We start from the raw sequence: 19115 nt of genomic DNA on the forward strand, positions 1-19115 counted from the left end.
ATGACTCCCGTCACTTGGGTGTCACTTCTTCATGGCCTTGATCTCGGCCTTGCCCTTTTCCTGGTCGGCCTTGGCTTGCTTCACGCAAGCGTCCTTGGCGTCGCCCTTCTGGTCGTCGCACTTTTCCTTGGCAACCTCATAAGCTACTTCCACCTTGGCTTCGGCCACCTTGCGGGCATTGCCGTCGCTGGGCTTCTGCTTCTGGTCGAGTTCGGCCTTGGCAATCTTTTCCTTGCCCTTGGCTTGTTCCATGCAGACGTCCTTGGCGTTGTCCTTCATGGCGTCGCAGGCCGCCTTGTCGGCCTTGTAGTCGGCCGAGATCTTGTCGCGGGCCGCCTTGAATTCGGCCATGGCCGGATCGGTTGCCGCCGAGGGGGTCGTGTTCACCTGCGCGTGCACCTGGACCATTCCAAGGCACGATGCCGCGGCGCAAATCACTAACAGCTTCTTCATGATGATCTCCTTGACGCCGGTGGTTGTTCTGCAAGAAAGGATTCGGCGTCTGAAATCAATATAGAAGTCGCCCGAGCCGCACCGGTAGGACGCGTCGCGAAGCATCCGTAAGCACATGCTGACGCTCCCCGGGGGAATTGCCGAGGGTGCTGCGCGTCGGCGGCGCCCCCGGGAGGCTTGGGCGCACGTCCTACCGGCCGGGCCGATGCGGCGCCCACACTGGCTGAACGCGAACGTACAGGAGATTGCCATGCAAACCATGCAACACGAGCTTTACGCGTTGTTCGCTGCCGCACTGCTGTGGGTTGTCGCAGCCGCGGCAAGTGCGCAAGACACCCGGCCGCACCCGGCCGAGATCGATCCGGCCATGGTCGAATACGGCGCCGCGCGCGAACGCATCGGCGCCAACCTCAAGGCGGCGCTGGGCCAGTGCGAAACCCAGGCCGAACCCGCACGAACCGTCTGCATCAAGGAAGCCCAGGGCCGCGAGAAGATCGCGACGGCCGAGCTCGACCATCAGCGCAGCCCCAGCGATGCGAGTGCCCGCCGCCTTGCCGAAACCAGAGTGGCGGTGAACTACGAGGTGGCCAGGGAGAAGTGCAACCAGCGTCAGGGCGGCGACAAGGCCGCATGCCTCTCGCGCGCCAGCGAAGAAGAATCGAAGGCGAGGGCGGGCATCCGGACCGGCGGGTAGTGGGTCAGCGGCGCAGCGGCTCAGGCCGTTGCGCTGGCCCAGTATTCCCGCGCGGCGGCCTTGATGGTGCGCATCGCCTCGGGGTCCCCATGCCAAAGCGCCGAGAGGTAGGCCTTGGCCTGCGCAAGCGACACATCGGGCGGCAGCGGCGGCACGGCCGCGTCGGTCACCATCTCGAGCAGCATGGGGCGGTCGGCCGAAAAGGCGGCATCCCATGCGGGGCCGATCGCTTCGGGCGTGTCGACACGCATGGCGCCCAGGCCGAGCATTTCCGCGAAGCGCGCGTACGGAAAATCAGGCAGCACCTGCGAGGCTTCGAACTTCGGATCGCCGCCAAGCACGCGCTGCTCCCAGGTCACGAGATTGAGGTCGCGGTTGTTGAGCACCATCACCACCAGGCGCGGGTCGGCCCAGTCGCGCCACATGCGCGCGAGGGTGATGAGCGCGTTCAGGCCGTTCATCTGCATGGCACCGTCGCCCAGCATGGCAACCACCGCCCGGTCCGGGTGAACCAGCTTGGCCGCGATGGCGTAGGGAACGGCGGGCCCCATGGTGGCCAGGCCGCCCGAAAGGCTGGCCTTCATGCCGCGGCGCAGCTTGACATCGCGGGCATACCAGTTGGCCGCCGTGCCGCTGTCGCACGTGAGCACCGCCTGTTCGGGCAGCCGCGGGGAGAGCTCCCAGAACACGCGCTGCGGGTTGAGCGGCGATGCCTCCACATGGGCGCGTGCCTCGAGCACCCGCCACCATTTGGACACCTCGGCCTCGATGCCGCGGCGCCACGGGCCGTGTTCCTTGTGCTCCAGCAGCGGCAGCAGGGCGGCAAGCGTGGCGCGGCTGTCTCCGACCAGGCCCAGTTCCGTGGGGTAGCGCAGGCCGATGGCGCGCGGGTCGGTGTCGATCTGCACGCAGCGCGCGCGGCCCTCGGGCGGCAAAAACTCCGCATACGGAAACGACGAGCCCACCATCAGCAGGGTGTCGCAGTCTTCCATCATTCGCGAGCTCGGCCGCGTGCCCAGCACGCCGATGGCGCCGGTCACGAAGGGGAGGTCGTCAGGCACCGCGGCCTTGCCGAGCAAGGCCTTGGCAACGCCCGCGCCAAGGCGCTCGGCCACGTGGATCAATTCGTCGGTAGCGTGCAGGGCACCCGCACCCGCGAGGATCGCGACCTTGCTTCCGGCATTGATGATTTCGGCCGCGCGCTGCAAGGCGGGCGATTCGGGCACCACCGCGGTGGCCGTGGCGCCGATGCCGCTGTGCACGGTGCCGTGCTCGCGCGGCGGCACCGGCACGGCGGGCAGGTCCTGCACGTCGTTGGGAAAGATCACGCAGGTTACCGCGCGGCGGTCGCGTGCGATGCGCATCGCGCGGTCGATCAGGTGGCGGGCCTGCTCCGCGCTGGAGGCCATCTGCACGAACTCGTGCGCCACGTCCTTGAACAGCGAGACAAGGTCCACCTCCTGCTGGTAGTCGCCGCCCAGGGCGCTGCGTTTCTGCTGGCCGACGATGGCGACCACGGGCTGGTGGTCCAGCTTCGCATCGTAGAGCCCGTTCAGGAGGTGGATTGCGCCGGGCCCCGATGTGGCCAGGCACACACCCACCTCGCCCGAGAACTTGGCGTGCGCGCAGGCCATGAAGGCGGCAAGCTCCTCATGCCGGCTTTGAACGAATTCGATGGAGCCGTCGGCCCGGTCGAGCGCGCCCATCAGGCCGTTGATGCCATCGCCGGGGTAGCCATAGATGCGCCGCACGCCCCAGTCGTACAGGCGTTGCACCACGAAATCGCTGACTGTCTGCTTCATTGAAACTCCATCTGCCGGACGCGCCGGCGTTTGTCGGTTGCTATGGATGCGGTGGGTTGCTATCGGTTGCGGATGACGCTGATCTTTCCGTCGGCCTCGAGCAGCGCGACCCGGACCAGGCCGAGATCGTCGATGCCGTGTTCCCGCAGCTTGGCCATCAGTTCGTCGACGCTGATGCGCTCCTTGCGCAGCGTGCGGGCCACCAGCCGTCCGTGGCGCACCAGCGGCTCGGGCGGGGGAGCCAGCACCCTTGCCACCCACGCGTAGCGGTAGCCGAGCAGGTCGAGCAGGTAGTTCCATCCGATCAATGTGGCCAGCAGCGTCACACCGTTGGTGACAGACCTGTATTCGCCCTGCATCGCATTGCTCGACGCGTCGGCCACGAGCACGATGAACAGCAGGTCGGCCATGCTCATCGAGCCCACGTCGCGTCGCAGCACGAAGCGAAAGACGATCAGGAGAAACCAGTAGATCGCGCTGCCTCGGATCACCATTTCAAGCAGCGGCTGGTCGGGGGAGAAAAGATCGGACAGGTTCATCATCGATGCGCCCTTCGGTGGCGAGGGGCGGCCACCACCACCCCATGTTCGGCGGGTGCGGGCGCAGCGGGTGTCGTGCAATCGGCTTCAGGAGGCGTCGGCGCAATCCCACAGCGGCATGGCGTTGCGCGGCGCTGCGCCGCCGCCAGACTGCTCCCACGCGCAGGTCCTGCGTCCTCCGACCCACGGCGCAGAGGGCAGGCGCACGATGCAGGGCATCTTCACCCTTCAGGAGAAAGCAATGCCACGAGGTGACAAGTCGTCCTACACGGACAAGCAGAAACGCAAGGCCGAGCACATCGAGGAAAGCTACGAGCACCGCGGTGTCGGCAAGGCCGAGGCCGAAAAGCGTGCCTGGGCCACCGTCAACGCCGAGACCGGCGGCGGCAAGAAGAGCGGCAGCGGCCGCGGCAAGGCCGAGAACCACGCCCCGTCGCGCAAGGGCGGCCACAAGGGCGGCGCTGCGGCAGCATCGCGAACCGCCGCCGAACGTTCCGCATCCGCCAAGAAGGCCGCTGCAACGCGCAAGCGCAACGCCGAGCACCGTAGCGGCTGACCCCAGGCAATCAAGGAGATCCGCAATGACCCGAGTTTCCGAACGGATGACCCGCGGCGTACGAACCCTTTCGCCCGCCGATTCGGTGGCACTGGCCGCCCAGGCGATGGACGAGCTGGACATCGGCGCCATTCCGGTGTGCGACGGCCAGCGCCTGCTGGGCATTGTGACCGACCGCGACATCGTGCTGCGCGTGGTGGCGCAGGAGCGCCCCTGGACACTTCTCTGTCAGAGGTGATGACGAAGGACGTCAAGTGGTGCACCGAAAGCGACAACGTCGAAACGGTGATGAATGAAATGGCCGGCTACCAGGTGCGCCGAATGCCGGTGGTAGACCGCGACCGGCGGCTCGTGGGCATGCTGTCGCTGGGCGACACGGCCGCCAAGGGCGACATCGGCAAGGCGGGCGATACGCTCAACATCATTTCGCAGCCGGCCGAGCCGGACCGCTCCAAGCAGTCCGCCGCGAGCGGGCCCAGCGGCGGCGGCGCCTCTTGAACTTCTGACGCCGGCCCGCTCAGCGTTTCGCGGGCAGGCGGATGCGCGGGCCGGGTGTGGTGCGAACCAGCAGCGCTTCTTCCGCCTGGCGCAGAAACCGTTGGTTGCGCTCCGGTGTTTGCGAAGCAACGCAATCGCGGGGTGCCAGCGCTTCCAGGTCGCGCATGCCCGCATCGGCCAGCGTGGCCCAGATGCATTGGTCGCTGGCCACGCCGGTCACGATCAGCCGCCTTGCGTTCAGGTAGGCGAGCAGCAACTCGAGCGGGGTCGCGAAGAAGGCGGACTGCTTGGGCTTCAGCACAAAGTAGTCTTTTTCGCCCGGCAGCAGCGCCGATGTGATTTCGGCGCCGGCCCCGCCGGAGGCCAGCGACATCTCCACCAGTTTCGGAAAGTCGGAGCGCCAGCGTCCGCGGTTGTCGTTGACGTAGATGGTGGGCGCCCCGGCGCGGGTGCATCGCGCCTTCAGGGCAGCGATGCGTCCAGCAATGGCGTGCGCGCCGGGCAATAATTTTTCCGCATCCGGAAAATCCCAGCAGCTGATCATGTCGATGATCAGCAGGGCGGTGTGACCGGCGGCGGGCGCGGAGGCGAGGGTGGGGGCGGGGAGGAAGAAGGTGAGGCCATGGGCCGGCAAAACTCCAGTCAGCGGGAAGCCTCACGATTTCCCAAAGCGCATGGCCGAGCCCGTAGGAAAGCTGCGCGTGGCCGCGAAAGTCGCCGCCGAGTTCTCCGGTGCTTGGGCGGCGCGTAGGAGGCCTCTTTCACAACGACGCGCGTTATCCCGCTGCGCCGGATCGCAAGGTGTTCGACCATGGGCGGGAGCTGTCGACATGCACGGTTTGCTTCCGTGCGCCCCCGCCAATCGTTCACAAGGAGTTATTCCGATGAACACTTCCCCGATGAGCACTTCCGCTTTCACGCGGCCCTTCGCCATCGTGACCGGCGCTTCGTCCGGCATAGGGCTGGAACTGGCGCGCTGCTGCGCCAATGAGGGTTTCGATCTGCTGATTGCGGCCGATGAGCCCGAGATCGAGGACGCCGCGGTTCAACTGCGCCGCCTGGGCGTGGAGGTGCAGCCCGTGCTTGCCGATCTTTCCACCACCGACGGGGTCGACCGCCTGCTGGCGGCGGCTGGGCAGCGTCCGGTCAATGCGTTGCTCGCCAATGCCGGGCGAGGGCTCGGCCATGCCTTTCTCGACCAGAACTTTGCCGACGCGCGGCACGTGCTCGACACCAACATCACCGGCACGCTGTACCTGATTCATGCCATAGGCGGCGGGATGCGCGCGCGCGGGCAGGGGCGCATTCTCATCACCGGCTCCATTGCGGGCTTCATGCCCGGCAGCTTCCAGGCGGTTTACAACGGCACCAAGGCCTTCCTGGACTCGTTCTCCTTTGCGCTGCGCGAAGAGCTGAAGGACAGCGGCGTGACGGTGAGCTGCCTGATGCCCGGGCCGACCGACACCGAGTTTTTCGACCGTGCCGACATGCTCGACACCAAGGTGGGCCAGGACGACAAGAAGGCCGACCCGTCCAAGGTGGCGAAGATCGGCTTCGAAGCGATGATGAACGGCGAAGGCGACGTGGTCGCGGGCTGGAAGAACAAGCTCCAGGTCGCGGTTGCCAACGTCACGCCATCGGCGTTGCTGGCCAAGCAGCACCGCAGGATGGCCGAACCCGGAACGGCGGACCCACGCTAGGCCGGGAGCGCAAGCCATGGACACTTCTTTCAGCTCGGGAGTCGCCCTCGTGGACACCGTCCTCAAGAGCACCGGCGGCAGCGTGGTGGTGTGGAGCGCCGATCCGCAGGCCTACGGCAGCGAACACGAACGCGCCACGCGCAGCAACTTCGCCCAGCGCCTTGCGGCGCTGAAGCAGTTTCGCTTTGCCGGCGAATACGACGCCTCGCGCGCGCACGAGAACACGCCGTTGTACTTCGTGCCGAGCGACACCGTGCCCAGCACGCAGCAGGCGCGGTCGCTCGGCATCTCGACGCTGCACGACCTGTTCGGGGGCGTGGTTCCATACCCTTTCGTGGCCACCAAGGCCATCACGCATCCGCTGGTCGGACGGGCGGCCGCCTGCCCTGAAGGGTGGGCGCCCGGATTTGCGGCCGACATCTCGCATGCAGCGCTCGACGGGTTCTCGGCCTTCTCTGCCGAGGATGCGCGATGGGCCGGGCGCCGCCTGCTCGAGAACGGCCCGGTGCGGGTGAAGCCGGTATGCGCCACCGGCGGACGGGGGCAGACGATGGTCACCGGCGCCGATGCGCTGGACCGCAGCCTGGCCGCCATGGACGAGAGCGAGATCGCGCTGCACGGCGTGGTGATCGAAGAGAACCTCGAGCGGCCCGACACCTTCAGCGTGGGGCAGGTGATGGTCGACCACATGATCGTGAGCTATTTCGGCCGCCAGCGCATGACGACCGACAACGCAGGCCAGAGCGTGTACGGCGGTTCCGACCTGACGCTGGTGCGCGGCAACTTCGACGCGCTGCTTGCCAAGACCAGCCCCAGCCCGGCGCTGTGCCTGGCCATCGAGCAGGCGCGGCGCTACCACCAGGCGGTGATCGACTGCTTTCCCGGCTTTCTTGCGTCGCGCGTGAACTACGACGTGGCGCAGGGCGTGGGCGCCGGGGGCGCGTGGCGCTCGGGTGTGCTGGAGCAGTCGTGGCGGGTGGGGGCGCAACCGGCGCCGAGATGATGGCGCTCGAGAGCTTCTGGCGCGACCCGGCGCTGGAGCGCCTGCGCGTCTCGTGCTTTGAGGCGTATGGCGCGGCGGCGTCCATTCCTTCGGATGCGGCGGTGCACTATCGTGGCATCGACAGCCAGATCGGCGCCCTGACCAAGTACGCATTGATCCAACCGTATGCCAGCGACACGACATAACGTTATCGATATTCCCGTAGACGGCCAGCACATTGCCGGAACGCTGGTCGCCGCTTCGACGATGGTGCCCGGCGTCCTGCTCGTGCACGGCTGGGATGGCAGCCAGGAGCAATACATTGCGCGCGCGCACGACATTGCCGCGCTCGGCTGCGTATGCCTCACCTTCGACCTGCGCGGCCACGCGCGCCACGCGGCGCTGCGCAAGGAGGTTACGCGGGAAGACAACCTGCGCGACGTGCTCGCGGCCTACGACACGCTGGTGAGCCACCCCACGGTCGATCCGAACGCAATTGCCATCGTCGGCAGCAGCTACGGGGGCTACCTGGCGGCGCTGGTCAGCGCCATGCGGCCGGTGCGCTGGCTCGCACTGCGCGCGCCGGCGCTCTACCGCGACCGCGAGTGGCTGGCGCCCAAGGGGCAGCTGAGCAGGTCCGACCTGGTGGCCTACCGCCGCACGCTGGTGGGGCCGCGCGACAACCGCGCACTGGCCGCCTGCGAGGCCTTCACGGGCGACGTGCTGATCGTCGAATCGGAGCACGACCAGATCGTGCCGCACCCCGTCATCGAGAACTACCTGGGCGCGTTCAAGCGCGTGCGTTCCGCCACCTACCGCGTCATATCGGGCGCCGACCATGCGTTGTCGAAGCAGTCGTCCCGCCAGGCGTACGGGCAGCTCCTGGTGTCCTGGATGACGGAAATGACGCTTGGCGCCAGGGCCACCGGCGCCATGACGCGGGCAGTTTCAGAAAGCCCTGCATAGAGGTTTCCACATGAACACAAGCAAACGACTCGTGCCGGTGCTGCGTACCGGCCTGATTGCCGGAACCTTCGCCAGCCTTGCCTCGACCGTCGCGCTCATGCTGTGTGCCCGGCGCGAGGCCGGCAGCGCCGTTGCGCCCACCAATGCCACCAGCCATTGGCTCTGGGGCGATCAGGCCCTGCAGGTGTACCGGCCCACGCTGCGGCACACGGCCCTGGGCTATGCCACCCACCATGCGAGCGCTATCTTCTGGGCGGTGCTCTACGCCTGGCTGCATGCCGAGCGGCGCCCGCCGCAATCGGTGCCTGCCGCGCTGGCCAGTGCCGGCGCCGCAACGGCGGTGGCCTGCACGATCGACTACACGATCACGCCGCGCCGGCTCACGCCCGGCTTCGAGCACCATCTTTCGAAAGGCTCCATGGCCGTGGTCTACGGCCTCTTTGCAGTGGGGCTGGCAGCCGGGTGCCTTCTTGCGCAACGTGGGCGCGAGTAGTGGGCGCTGCTACGCGCACACAGGCAGCTTTCCTACGTCGCGGTGTTTCGAGCCCCCCATCGTTCAGCTTCCACCAACCTTATTCGGAGCCCCACGATGCCCACCTCTACCAAGCGAGCAGCACCCGATGCATGCAGCCTTCTCGATACCGACCACCGCAACGTCAAGAAGTTGTTCAAGGAGTACGAGGAACTGACCCATTCGCGGGCCGCCAGCGCGCAGCAGAAGAAGCGCGAACTCGCAACCCAGATCTGCACCGAGCTGACCGTGCATGCGCAGATCGAAGAAGAAATTTTCTACCCCGCCTTGCGCGAAGCGCTCAGCGAGACCGATCTCCTGGACGAAGCCGAAGTCGAGCACGCCAGCGCCAAGGAACTGATTGCGCAGATCGAATCAGCCGCCGATGTGGACGACAAGTTCGACGCCAAGGTCATCGTGCTGGGTGAATACATCGACCACCACGTGAAGGAAGAGCGCAACGAGATCTTCGTCAAGGCGCGCGCCGCCAAGGGGCTCGACCTCGTGGCCATGCGCGACCAGCTTGCGGCCCGCAAGGAAGAGCTGATGGAAGAACTCACCGGCGCAACCGCCTGACCCGCCAGGGTTGCAGGCTGCCTAGCCACCTCAACGGCACCCGGCCGCCCGCCGGCCGGGTGCCATGCTTTTTCGATCGGCCTTGGAGGTCACCCATGACAAATTTAGTCTCCCGGCTTTTCCCCACGGCGACCAACATGATTCGCCTGGATCACACGCACGTGCTTTCCACCTTTCACCAGTACAAGGCGAGCGCGCCGAGCCGCGTGAAAAAGGGGCTGGTCAACACCATCTGCACGGCGCTCGAAATTCACGCGCAGCTCGAGGAAGAAATCTTCTACCCCGAGATGCGCAAGATCGACGATGAACGCATTACCGAAGCCATCCACGAGCATTCCGAAATGCGCAGGCTCATCGGCCTGCTTCGCACCATGGAGCCCGAGGCCCGCGACTATGACGAAACCCTGTCGGCGCTGATGCGCGACGTGATGCATCACGTGGCCGACGAGGAAACCATCTTGCTGCCCGCGGCCGAAAAGCACCTGGCAGACAAGCTGGGTGACCTGGGTGCGCAAATGACCAAGCGCAGGCTGCAGCTCGCAGGCCCGCGCACGGGCGAAATTGCGCTCGACATGGGGCGGGCCGCTTCGGGCAACACCGCGGCCATTGCCGTGGTCGGCCTGGCTGCGGCGGGGCTTCTGCTGGCACGGCGTTCCGGCCATCTGCGCTGGCACGCGCGCGCCTGACCTGGGGAACACGGCTTCATGCCCGAAGACACAAATATTCCGTTGCCGTCCGCGCCTGAATCTTCGCGCGCTGCTTTCCAGGCTTTGGCCGAGCGCGTGGGAGTGCTTGCGCCCGGGGCACCGCTTTCGGACGAGCTCATGAAGTTCGCCGAAGGCGTGTTGCAGCTTGCCGCCGAGGGCAAGGTTCCGCGCGGGCGCGAGGCTTCGTAGCCGGGCGCCGGCCTGGGCGGATCTACATCAGGTCGCGCATTCGGTAGTACATCATCCCCAGCACGAGCGCGGGGGTGCGAAGCAGTGTGCCGCCAGGAAAGGCCAGGTGCCCGATGCGGGCGAACAGGTCGAAGCGCTCCGCCTGCCCCGCAATGGCCTCGGCCACCAGCTTGCCCGCCATGCCGGTCAGCGCCAGGCCATGGCCGGAGAAGCCTTGCAGGTAGTAGATGTTGCTGCCGATGCGCCCGAAGTCAGGCGCCTTGTTCATGGTGATGTCGACGAAGCCGCCCCATGCGTGGTCGATGCCAAGGTCTGACAGCTGCGGAAACACCGCGAGCATGCTCTTTCTGATTTTTTCGATCAAGTTGCGCGGGGTGCGGGCGCTGTAGCTGTCGCCCGAGCCGAACAGCAGCCGGTGGTCGGCGCTCAGGCGGAAATAGTCGAGCACGAAGTTCGTGTCCGAAGCGGCCGGCCGGCCACGCATGAGCGCATCCGCGCGCGCCTGGTCCATCGGTTCGGTCGCGATCATGTAGGTGCCCACGGGCATGATGCGCGACGACACTTCGGGCGCCACGTCGTCGCCGTATTCCGCAAGGTAGACGTTGCCCGCCAGCACCACGAAGCTGCACCGCACCTCGCCCTGCGCGGTCTTCACCACGGGCCGCGTTCCGCGCTCGATGACCTGGGCGGCCGAGTTCTCGTGCAGCTGCGCACCGGCCGCCCGCGCCGCGGAAGCCAGGCCCAGCGAATACTTGAGCGGATGCAGGTGGCCCGAAAATGCATCGAAGGTGCCGGCGTCGAAGCGCTTGCTGTCGACCCATTGCGCGATTTCCGCGGGCCCCAGCCATTGCAGCGGATAGCCATAGACGCGGCCTACATGCTCCATCCATTGGCGAAGTGCACGCGACTTCGACGGCTTGACCGAAAGGTTCAGGTAGCCGGGCTGCCAGTCGCAATCGATGGCATGGCGGGCCATGCGGTCGCGCAGCAGGTTCAGCCCTTCGACCGAAACATCCCAGGCGCGGCGCGCGTCCTCGGGTGTGAATTGCTTTTCGATGGCCGCTTCGCCGTCGGAGCCGAAGCCGACGATGGCCTGCCCGCCATTGCGGCCCGAGGCGCCCCAGCCGACGCGCTGCGCTTCGAGCAGCACCACGGCATAGCCGCGAGAAGCCAGCTCCAGCGCCGCGGAAAGGCCCGCGAGGCCGCCACCCACCACGCAGACATCGGCGGTGGCAATGCCTTCGAGCGGGCGCGCAGCTTCGAACCGCTCGGCGCGCTGCACGCTCGCTTCGTAGTAGGAGTTCTCGACGACGCCGAGTTCTTTTCGCAGCAGCAATCAGGCCACCCGGAAGTTGAGAAACTGCCAGGGGTCTTCTTCATCCTTTTCTTCATCGAAGAGCGGGCTGCGGTCTTTGAGCGGCGTCCAGTCGCCATACACGCCCGCGACCTCTCCCAGGTAGGGCGTTGCGGCTTCCAGAACCACGCGGTGATCGAGGTCGTCGGGCTCCACCAGCCCGGCATCGGGGTTGCGCAACGCCCAGAGCATGCCGCCCAGGATGCCGGCCACCACCTGCAGGCTGGTGGCGCTGTTGGCGGGCGCCAGTTCGCGCGCCTGATCGATGGTCAGGCGGGAGCCGTACCAGTAGACCCCCTTGGGATTGCCCATCAGCAGCACGCCGAGTTCGTCCATGCCTTCGGCGATTTCGTCGCGGATGATTTTCTGGCGGTGCTGCAGGCGCCAGTTCTTTCCGGCCACTTCGTGCAGCGAGAGCACGGCGTCGTCGCAGGGGTGATAGGCGTAGTGCACCGTGGGGCGGTACACCACCTCGCCGTCCTTGCGCAGCGTCAGGTGGTCGGCGATGGAAATCGATTCGGCATGCGTCACCAGAAAGCCGTGGTAGGGCCCTTCGAGCGGGGTCCAGCTGCGCACCCGCGTGCCGATGCCGGGCCGGCCGAGATAGATGGCCGCGTCACTGCCGAAGCCGTGGCGCGCCGCATCGGCCGGCCAGTGCCGCTCGTGCGTGCCCCATCCCAGCTCGGCGGGTTGCAGGCCCTCGTCGACGAAGCCCCGCACCGACCAGGTGTTGACGAATTCGTTCCGCTGCTTGCGCTGCCTTGGCGCCTGGGTGTCGCGCTCGGCAATGTGAATGACCTTGATCTCCAGCTGCTTGGCGAGCGCCGCCCAGTCCTCGTAGCTCGTGGGCATCGATTCGAGTTGCGCATGCGTGTCGGCCGCAATGTTGAGCAACGCCTGCTTGAGCAGCGCGGACACCAGCCCCGGATTGGCGCCTTGCGTGATCACGGCCGTGGGCCCGCTGCGCTTGTCGAGGCGCCAGGCCAGCACTTCTTCGCGCAGGCTGTAGTTCGAGCGGCGGGAAGGCGGCACGCCGGGGTCGTCGTAGCGCCCGGGCCAGGGTTCGTTGCAGGTGTCCAGATAGAAGGCGCCGCGTTCGCGGCAGAGCTTGATGAGCGCAAGGCTCGAAACATCGACCGACAGGTTGACCAGGAAGTCGCCCTTGGCCAGCAGCGGCTCGAGCACGGCGGCGAAGTTGCCTTCTTCGAGGCGCGCAGGAATGACTTCGACGCCCAGTTCCTTTGCGAGGCCGCTTCGGTCTTCGCCCGGCTTCACGATCCTGATGTCGGAGGCCTTCAGGCCGAAATGGCGCAACAGCAGCGGCAGCAGCGCCTGGCCGATGGAGCCGAAGCCGACCATCGTGAGCCTGCCGTCGAAACGCGCCAGCAATTCATTCTTCTTGGTCATCCGCAACCTCGCTGAGTGGCACCGGCGCTGGCCGCCGGGCTGACTGCTACCTGGTTTTCCGTTCGTGTTCAAAAATGTGGTGCTACCGGTTGCGTCCACGCGTCAGCTTGCCTTTGCCGATGGTGTAGGAGGACTCCATAAACGGTCGTTTTCGCTGGCTCATGGTAGAAACCGGCCACCCTGCGCGCATCGCGCATCGCACCGTCCGATGGCAGCAAACTCCAACCCCAGAATTTCAGGAATTTCCGACAAGCCAGCCGGCACCAGCGTGCGCAACGCCTGGCCGCTTTGGCTGGTGCTGGGCATGGCGTTGCTGCTCCTGGGCGGCTGCGCGGGCCTGCCGTCGGGTGTGGAACGCAAGCCGTCGATGGCCATCACCAACGGCACGGACACGATGCTCGGGCGCCTTGTCACGGCGGCTTCACCGCCGGAGCGGGGCTTCAGCGGCTTTCGGCTGCTGCCCATGGCGCAGTTTTCGCTGCATGCACGCATCGAGCTGGCAAAGCGCGCGCAGCGCTCCATAGACGTTCAGTACTACCTGGTGCAGAACGACGAAACGGGCCGCTACCTGCTTCGCACATTGCGCGACGCGGCGGAGCGCGGCGTGCGCGTGCGCCTTCTGGTGGACGACCTCTACACCGCGGGTGCCGACCCGCTGTTCGCTGGCCTGGCGGCGCATCCCAATGCCGAGGTGCGGATGTTCAATCCGTTTCCCGCCGGGCGCGAACGCCTGGGCACGCGCTGGGCCTCGTCGCTGCTCGACTTCGACCGCGTGCACCGCCGCATGCACAACAAGCTCTTCGTGGTGGACAACGTGATGGCGGTGATGGGCGGGCGCAACATCGCCAACGAATACTTCCTGCGCGACGGCGGCTCCAACTTCATCGACATCGACACGCTGGTGGCCGGCACCGTGGTGCCGCGGCTTTCGTCGCTGTTCGACATGTACTGGAACAGCCCCTACGTGTACCCCGTTGAGTCGCTGGTGTCGACCGGCGGGGCCACGCCGCAGCAGTTGCGCGACCGCTTCGAGCAGCTGACCGGCGGGCCGGACACGCTGCACCCCGATCCGCTCGCTTCCACCGACCTGCTGGGCAACAACGCGCTGGCCAAGGACCTGGACGAAGGCGCGCTTTCGCTCGTGTGGGCGCGCGCAGAAGCCTACGCCGACGCGCCCGCCAAGGCGCTCGGCCCCACGGAGGAGGCCCGCGGGCTGCCCGCCGACGAGTCGACCGACAGCGTGCTCTACAACGTGCGGCGCTACATACGCGGCGCGGAACACGAGATCCTGCAGACCACGCCTTACCTCATTCCAGGCCGCGGCGGCATGGAGTCGATGCGCATCGTGCGGCAGAAGGGCGTGAGCTACACCATCGTGACCAATTCGCTCGCGGCCACCGACGAATCACTGGTGCACATCGGCTATCGGCGCTACCGGCCTGAGATGCTGCGGCTGGGGGTGGCGCTGTACGAACTGAGCCCCAAGCGCGTGGAAGAAACCAAGCGCTTCGGCATCTACGGTTCGGCGAGCGGAAGGCTGCACGGCAAGTCGGCCGTGATCGACCGCAACATCGTCTTCATCGGTTCGATGAACTTCGATCCGCGCTCGATGCTGCACAACACCGAGGTCGGCATTTTCATCTTCAGCCCGCAGATCGCGCAGCAGCTCACCAGCCTGATTGGCTTCATGCGGCTCGACGGTGCCTACCAGCTGCAGCTGGGGCCGCGCGGCGGCATCGAATGGGTGAGCCCGGCCTCGGGCGACGGCGCCGACACCATCCTGCACGTGGAGCCCGAAACCGATTTCTGGTCGCGCTGGAAGCTGGAGCTGTTTGCCCCGCTGGTGCCCGAGAGCCTGCTTTAGCGGCGCGCCTGCGCCGCCACCGGGTGCCTAGTGCTGCAGGCGCCCGCTCAGGTAGGGCTCGGGATCGACGGCGGTGCCGTTCTTGCGGATTTCGAAATGCACCTTCACGCGGTCGGTGCCGCTCTTGCCCATTTCGGCAATTTTCTGGCCCTGGCGCACCACCGCGTTTTCCTTGACGACGATGTTTTCAGCGTGGGCGTATGCGGTGAGGAAGGTGTCGTTGTGCTTGACGATGACCATGTTGCCGTAGCCGCGCAGTTCGCCGCCCACGTACACCACGCGCCCGTCGGCCGAAGCCACGACCGGATCGCCAAGGTTGCCGGCAATGTCCAGCCCCTTGTTGCGCACGCCGTCGAAGCGGGCAATGGTGGTGCCGCTGGCGGGCCGGATGAACATGGCCTGCGGCTGCTGGACGGGCGGTGGCACGTTCACGCCGGCCCGGGGAGGCGGTGCGGGCGTGGTGCAGGCTGCAAGGCCGGCCGCTACGAATAGCGCGGCGCCGGTACGGGAAACAAAAGTCTGAAGGTGCTGCATGGTTCTCTTTGGAACGAATTCGTTGCTGAGGGTTCCTTCGGCTCGGCACGCCGGGCGAGTTACCGCCGGCATGCTAGCAAACTCGCAGGGCGCGGCAGGCGCGGGCCGCGGGAGAAGGAGTGAAGGGCTGGCGGTGCCTGCTTTTTGTTACTTGAGCGGAATGGGCGTGCCGCGGTCGATCGGCACCGCCGTCACGCTGTTCTTCGGCGAGCCGTCGATCAGCAGGTCGGAGTAGGTGAGGTAGACGAGCGTATTGCGCCGGGCGTCGACCATGCGCACCACGCGCAGCCGCTTGAAGAGAATCGACAGCCGCTCGGTGTAGACCTCTTCGCGCTTGGGCAGCGGCTGCGTGATGCTCACGGGGCCGACCTGGCGGCAGGCGATGGAGGCTTCGGACTTGTCCTCAGCAACGCCGAAGGCCCCGGCCAGCCCGCCCGTCTTGGCGCGCGAGACATAGCAGGTCACGCCGCTGACCTTGGGGTCGTCGTACGCCTCGACCACGATCTTGTGGTCCGGCCCGATGAGCTTGAACGCGGTGTCGACGTCGCCCACGACTTCTGCCTGCGCCGCCGGCGCCAGCGCGAGGCCCAGGCCGACGGCAACGGTGGATGCGAGCGCCGCACGGAAGAGGGCGGTGGCCCGCAATGCCTGGATGGTCATGTGTTTCAAACGATGCTGAGTTCGTGCACGCGATCGAAGCTGCCGCGCCGCCGGTCTTCGAAGAAGTGTTCCAGCGCCTCGCGCACAGTGCGAAAAGCGATTTCTTCCCAGGGAATTTCTTCCTCCGTGAAAAGCCGGGCCTCGATGGTTTCGTGGCCCGGGTCGAAGCGGTCGTCCAGCAGGCGGGCGCGGTAGAACAGGTGCACCTGCCCCACGCGCACCACGCTGATCACCGCGAAGAGGCCCTGCATTTCGTAGTTGGCGCCGGCCTCTTCGTCGGTTTCGCGCGCCGCGCCCTGGGCCGCGGTTTCGCCAAGCTCCATGAAGCCCGCCGGCAGCGTCCATTTGCCCCAGCGCGGCTCGATGTTGCGCTTGCACAGCAGCACCTTGTCGCCGAGCACGGGGATGGTGCCCACCACGTTCAGCGGGTTCTCGTAGTGGATGGTGCTGCAGGCGGGGCAGACGGCGCGTTCCTTGGTGTCGCCATCGTCCGGAATGCGGTAGACCACCGCGGTGCCGCAGTTCTTGCAGTGCTTGATGGGGACGCGCAGGATCATGAAGCGTTGGAGCGCAGGGCTTCAGACGATCTTGACCGTCAGCTTGGGCAGGCCGGCCACTTCGCCGACCAGCGTGTCGCCCGCCACCACCGCCGCCACGCCTTCGGGCGTGCCGCTGTAGATCAGGTCGCCGGGCTGCAGCTCCCAGGCGGCCGAAAGATGCTCGATGGTTTCGGCCACGTTCCAGATCAGCTTGCTCACGGTGCTGCGCTGGCGGTCGGTGCCGTTGACCTGCAGCGAGATTTCGGCGTTCTCGGCATCGCCGGCCTGCGCCACCGGCACGATGGGGCCGATTGGCGCGCTCTGCTCGAAGCCCTTGCCGATGTCCCATGGGCGGCCCTGCTTCTTCATCTCGCCCTGCAGGTCGCGGCGCGTCATGTCCAGGCCCACGGCGTAGCCGTAGATGTGCTTGTGCGCGTCGGCGGCCAAGATGTTCTTGCCGCCCGTGCCAATGGCCACCACGAGTTCGATCTCGTGGTGCAGGTTCTTGGTGAGCGTGGGGTAGGCCATGGTGCCGGTCTGGCCTGCATCGACCACCACCAGCGCGTCGGCCGGCTTCATGAAGAAGAACGGCGGCTCGCGGCCGGTAAAGCCCATTTCCTTGGCGTGATCTTCATAGTTGCGGCCCACGCAGTAGATGCGGTGCACCGGAAAACGGGCGGGCTGCCCGACCACCGGAACCGAAACGGTCGCGGGCGGGGCGAAAACAAACTCGGAAGCCATTGCGTCTGTCCTTTTCAGCGGAACGGAGAAAAACGGCAGTGTGCCAGAGGCAGGCCAGGGTTGTTCGCGAGCGCTATGCTTGCGCAATGATGAAGCTGCATAACTACTTCCGCTCCTCGTCGTCCTTCCGGGTGCGCATTGCGCTCAACCTGAAGGGCCTGGACTACGACTACGTGCCGGTGCACATTGCCCGCGGCGACCATCGCACGGGCCCCTATTCGGCCATTTCGGCCGACATGCTGGTGCCGCTGCTCGAAGACGAGGGCGAGCGCTTTTCACAGTCGATGGCCATCATCGAATACCTGGACGAGACCCACCCCGAGCCGCCGCTGCTGCCGCACGACCCGGTCGGCCGGGCACACGTGCGGGCGCTGGCCCAGTCGATTGCCTGCGAGATCCACCCGCTGAACAACCTGCGCGTGCTCAAGTACCTGGTGAAGGAGCTCAAGCTCGACGACGAGGCCAAGAACACCTGGTACCGCCACTGGGTGCGCGACGGCATGCTGGCCTTCGAGCGGCAGCTTGCGCAGCACCCGGGCGGCACCTTCTGCTACGGCAACACGCCCACGCTGGCCGACTGCTGCCTGGTGCCGCAGATCTTCAACGGCAGGCGCTTCGACTGCGACTTCAGCGGGCTGCCGCGCACCATGGCCGCCTTCGAGGCCTGCATGGCGCTGGACGCCTTCCAGCGCGCCCAGCCTTCGCAGGCGCCCGACGCGGAAGCCTGAGCGGCATGAACCCCGGCATGGACCCGAGCTGGCTCGTGCCCGACTGGCCGGCGCCGCAGAACGTGCGGGCGCTGTGCACCACACGTAGCGGCGGCGTTTCGGTGGGGCGCTATGAAAGCCTGAATCTCGGCGACCACGTGGGCGACGAGCCGGCGCACGTCGCGGCCAACCGCACGCGTCTGCGGCAGGCCATCGGCGTGCGGCCGGTCTTCCTGCAGCAGGTGCATGGCAGCGAGGTCGTGGAGCTCGAGGGCACCGGCAATTCGTTGCCGGACGGGGCCGCCGCCGACGCCTGCACCACCGGCGATAGCGGCCTGGCCTGCACGATCATGGTGGCCGATTGCCTGCCCGTACTTTTCACCGATACCTCAGGGCGCCGCGTGGCCGCCGCGCATGCGGGCTGGCGCGGCCTTGCCGGCGGCGTGCTCGAAGCAACGGCCGGGGTTTTGCCCCGGAGCAGGGCAAGGTGCTGGCATGGCTCGGCCCCTGCATCGGCCCAAAGGCCTTCGAGGTCGGCGCCGAAGTCAAGGCCGAATTCGAGGCGCATGCGCCGGAGGCCGCGGGGTGCTTTCAGCCTGCGCAATCGGCCGGCAAATGGCTGGCGGACCTGCCGGCGCTTGCACGCCAGCGCTTGCGCGCGGCCGGCGTGGAAGCCGTGTATGGCAACGACGGCACCGACGGCTGGTGCACCGTCGGCAACCCCTCACGGTTCTTTTCGCACCGGCGGGACGGCGTCAGCGGGCGCTTCGCCGCCCTGGTCTGGAAGGCCTGAATCCTTGCGTGTTGCTTCGGTTGAGGCCGCGGCGGCGCGGCGTGCGGCCTCCTGCGCCTCGGCCTCGCGCTGCCTGATCGCGCGGCGGCGGCCCGGGGTTCCCATCAGGTAAACCACCAAGGCCACGGGCGCCAATCCGTACAAAAGAAATGTGAAGATGGCACCCAGCACGGTGCCTGTGGTGCTGGTGGCTTCGGCCACGGCCATCATCACGGCAACGTAGAGCCAGCCGATCACGATCAGGTGGATGAACACAACAAGTTTCAGTCGGTAAGTAGGTGGGCGGCGTTATGAAGGCCTTGTGAAATGCAGCATACTCAAAACACGAGCAGCCATCTGTACC

At 66.7% G+C, this 19115-nt stretch carries 21 protein-coding genes and 3 pseudogenes; 13 read left to right on the plus strand and 11 right to left on the minus strand.

Annotated features, from left to right (window positions below; genetic code table 11):
- Positions 1-21: 21 nt before the first annotated feature.
- Positions 22-453, minus strand: a complete 432-nt coding sequence (locus tag M0765_RS20405; protein ID WP_258505632.1) for a hypothetical protein — start codon at positions 451-453, stop codon at positions 22-24.
- Positions 454-703: 250 nt separating this feature from the next.
- On the opposite strand from M0765_RS20405, the gene M0765_RS20410 reads away from it, so the two are divergent.
- On the plus strand, positions 704-1147 hold the full coding sequence (locus M0765_RS20410) for a hypothetical protein (RefSeq protein ID WP_258505633.1): 444 nt from the start codon (positions 704-706) through the stop codon (positions 1145-1147).
- A 20-nt stretch (positions 1148-1167) separates the two neighbouring features.
- Here the strand turns inward: M0765_RS20410 and M0765_RS20415 are convergent, their stop codons facing one another.
- Together M0765_RS20415 and M0765_RS20420 are read right to left on the minus strand one after the other, a co-directional pair.
- Complete coding sequence (locus M0765_RS20415) at positions 1168-2949, minus strand: thiamine pyrophosphate-requiring protein (protein ID WP_258505634.1); 1782 nt, start codon at positions 2947-2949, stop codon at positions 1168-1170.
- 59 nt (positions 2950-3008) lie between these two features.
- On the minus strand, positions 3009-3491 hold the full coding sequence (locus M0765_RS20420; RefSeq protein WP_258505635.1) for a DUF421 domain-containing protein: 483 nt from the start codon (positions 3489-3491) through the stop codon (positions 3009-3011).
- Between the two features lie 238 nt (positions 3492-3729).
- Here M0765_RS20420 and M0765_RS20425 point away from each other — a divergent pair, with 238 nt between their 5' ends.
- The gene (locus tag M0765_RS20425; protein WP_157613337.1) at positions 3730-4044 is read left to right on the plus strand and encodes a plasmid stabilization protein; all 315 of its coding nucleotides are present in this window, start codon (positions 3730-3732) and stop codon (positions 4042-4044) included.
- 25 nt (positions 4045-4069) lie between these two features.
- Positions 4070-4542, plus strand: a pseudogene (locus M0765_RS20430) (CBS domain-containing protein).
- A gap of 19 nt (positions 4543-4561) precedes the next feature.
- Here the strand turns inward: M0765_RS20430 and M0765_RS20435 are convergent.
- Complete coding sequence (locus M0765_RS20435; protein ID WP_258505636.1) at positions 4562-5176, minus strand: isochorismatase family cysteine hydrolase; 615 nt, start codon at positions 5174-5176, stop codon at positions 4562-4564.
- 250 nt (positions 5177-5426) lie between these two features.
- On the opposite strand from M0765_RS20435, the gene M0765_RS20440 reads away from it, so the two are divergent.
- The 7 genes and pseudogenes from M0765_RS20440 (at position 5427) to M0765_RS20470 (ending at position 10173) form a co-directional block, all read left to right on the plus strand.
- Positions 5427-6242, plus strand: a complete 816-nt coding sequence (locus M0765_RS20440; protein WP_258505637.1) for an SDR family NAD(P)-dependent oxidoreductase — start codon at positions 5427-5429, stop codon at positions 6240-6242.
- 16 nt (positions 6243-6258) lie between these two features.
- Positions 6259-7430 (plus strand): annotated as a pseudogene (locus tag M0765_RS20445) (DUF3182 family protein).
- The gene (locus M0765_RS20450; protein ID WP_157613341.1) at positions 7411-8190 is read left to right on the plus strand and encodes an alpha/beta hydrolase family protein; all 780 of its coding nucleotides are present in this window, start codon (positions 7411-7413) and stop codon (positions 8188-8190) included. Before M0765_RS20445 ends, M0765_RS20450 begins: the two are co-directional and overlap by 20 nt.
- A 10-nt stretch (positions 8191-8200) precedes the next feature.
- Positions 8201-8683, plus strand: coding sequence for a hypothetical protein (locus tag M0765_RS20455; protein ID WP_258505638.1), 483 nt, complete (start codon positions 8201-8203; stop codon positions 8681-8683).
- Between the two features lie 96 nt (positions 8684-8779).
- The gene (locus M0765_RS20460) at positions 8780-9277 is read left to right on the plus strand and encodes a hemerythrin domain-containing protein (protein ID WP_258505639.1); all 498 of its coding nucleotides are present in this window, start codon (positions 8780-8782) and stop codon (positions 9275-9277) included.
- A 95-nt stretch (positions 9278-9372) separates the two neighbouring features.
- Positions 9373-9963 (plus strand): hemerythrin domain-containing protein, encoded by a 591-nt coding sequence (locus M0765_RS20465; RefSeq protein WP_258505640.1) that lies wholly within the window; start codon positions 9373-9375, stop codon positions 9961-9963.
- Between the two features lie 18 nt (positions 9964-9981).
- Positions 9982-10173, plus strand: a complete 192-nt coding sequence (locus tag M0765_RS20470) for an aminoglycoside phosphotransferase (RefSeq protein ID WP_258505641.1) — start codon at positions 9982-9984, stop codon at positions 10171-10173.
- Between the two features lie 22 nt (positions 10174-10195).
- On the opposite strand, the gene M0765_RS20475 is transcribed toward M0765_RS20470, so the two are convergent.
- Together M0765_RS20475 and M0765_RS20480 are read right to left on the minus strand one after the other, a co-directional pair.
- Positions 10196-11509 carry an NAD(P)/FAD-dependent oxidoreductase gene (locus M0765_RS20475; RefSeq protein ID WP_258505642.1) on the minus strand — a complete coding sequence of 438 codons (1314 nt, stop codon included), beginning with the start codon at positions 11507-11509 and terminating at the stop codon, positions 10196-10198.
- Entirely contained in the window at positions 11510-12934 is a 1425-nt protein-coding gene (locus M0765_RS20480) for a homospermidine synthase (RefSeq protein WP_258505643.1), read from the minus strand.
- A 304-nt stretch (positions 12935-13238) separates the two neighbouring features.
- On the opposite strand from M0765_RS20480, the gene M0765_RS20485 reads away from it, so the two are divergent.
- Positions 13239-14798 (plus strand): phospholipase D family protein, encoded by a 1560-nt coding sequence (locus tag M0765_RS20485; protein ID WP_446751606.1) that lies wholly within the window; start codon positions 13239-13241, stop codon positions 14796-14798.
- Between the two features lie 27 nt (positions 14799-14825).
- Here the strand turns inward: M0765_RS20485 and M0765_RS20490 are convergent, their stop codons facing one another.
- The 4 genes from M0765_RS20490 to M0765_RS20505 all read right to left on the minus strand — a co-directional run bounded on the left by M0765_RS20490 (position 14826) and on the right by M0765_RS20505 (position 17272).
- Positions 14826-15332, minus strand: a complete 507-nt coding sequence (locus M0765_RS20490) for a murein hydrolase activator EnvC family protein (RefSeq protein ID WP_342456031.1) — start codon at positions 15330-15332, stop codon at positions 14826-14828.
- 147 nt (positions 15333-15479) lie between these two features.
- The gene (locus tag M0765_RS20495) at positions 15480-15992 is read right to left on the minus strand and encodes a CreA family protein (RefSeq protein ID WP_258505645.1); all 513 of its coding nucleotides are present in this window, start codon (positions 15990-15992) and stop codon (positions 15480-15482) included.
- A 5-nt stretch (positions 15993-15997) separates the two neighbouring features.
- Entirely contained in the window at positions 15998-16549 is a 552-nt protein-coding gene (locus M0765_RS20500; RefSeq protein ID WP_126748626.1) for an NUDIX hydrolase, read from the minus strand.
- 21 nt (positions 16550-16570) lie between these two features.
- A complete protein-coding gene (locus M0765_RS20505) occupies positions 16571-17272 on the minus strand; it encodes a fumarylacetoacetate hydrolase family protein (protein WP_126748625.1) in 702 nt (233 codons plus the stop codon).
- Between the two features lie 89 nt (positions 17273-17361).
- Here M0765_RS20505 and maiA point away from each other — a divergent pair, with 89 nt between their 5' ends.
- On the plus strand, positions 17362-18000 hold the full coding sequence (gene maiA / locus M0765_RS20510; protein ID WP_258508352.1) for a maleylacetoacetate isomerase: 639 nt from the start codon (positions 17362-17364) through the stop codon (positions 17998-18000).
- A 17-nt stretch (positions 18001-18017) separates the two neighbouring features.
- Positions 18018-18772 (plus strand): annotated as a pseudogene (gene pgeF, locus M0765_RS20515) (peptidoglycan editing factor PgeF).
- On the opposite strand, the gene M0765_RS20520 reads toward pgeF, so the two are convergent.
- On the minus strand, positions 18704-19027 hold the full coding sequence (locus M0765_RS20520; protein ID WP_258505646.1) for a hypothetical protein: 324 nt from the start codon (positions 19025-19027) through the stop codon (positions 18704-18706). The pseudogene pgeF and the gene M0765_RS20520 sit on opposite strands and share 69 nt — an antisense overlap.
- Positions 19028-19115 lie beyond the last annotated feature (88 nt).

It is taken from the genome of Variovorax sp. S12S4, from assembly GCF_023195515.1.
Lineage (GTDB): Bacteria > Pseudomonadota > Gammaproteobacteria > Burkholderiales > Burkholderiaceae_C > Variovorax.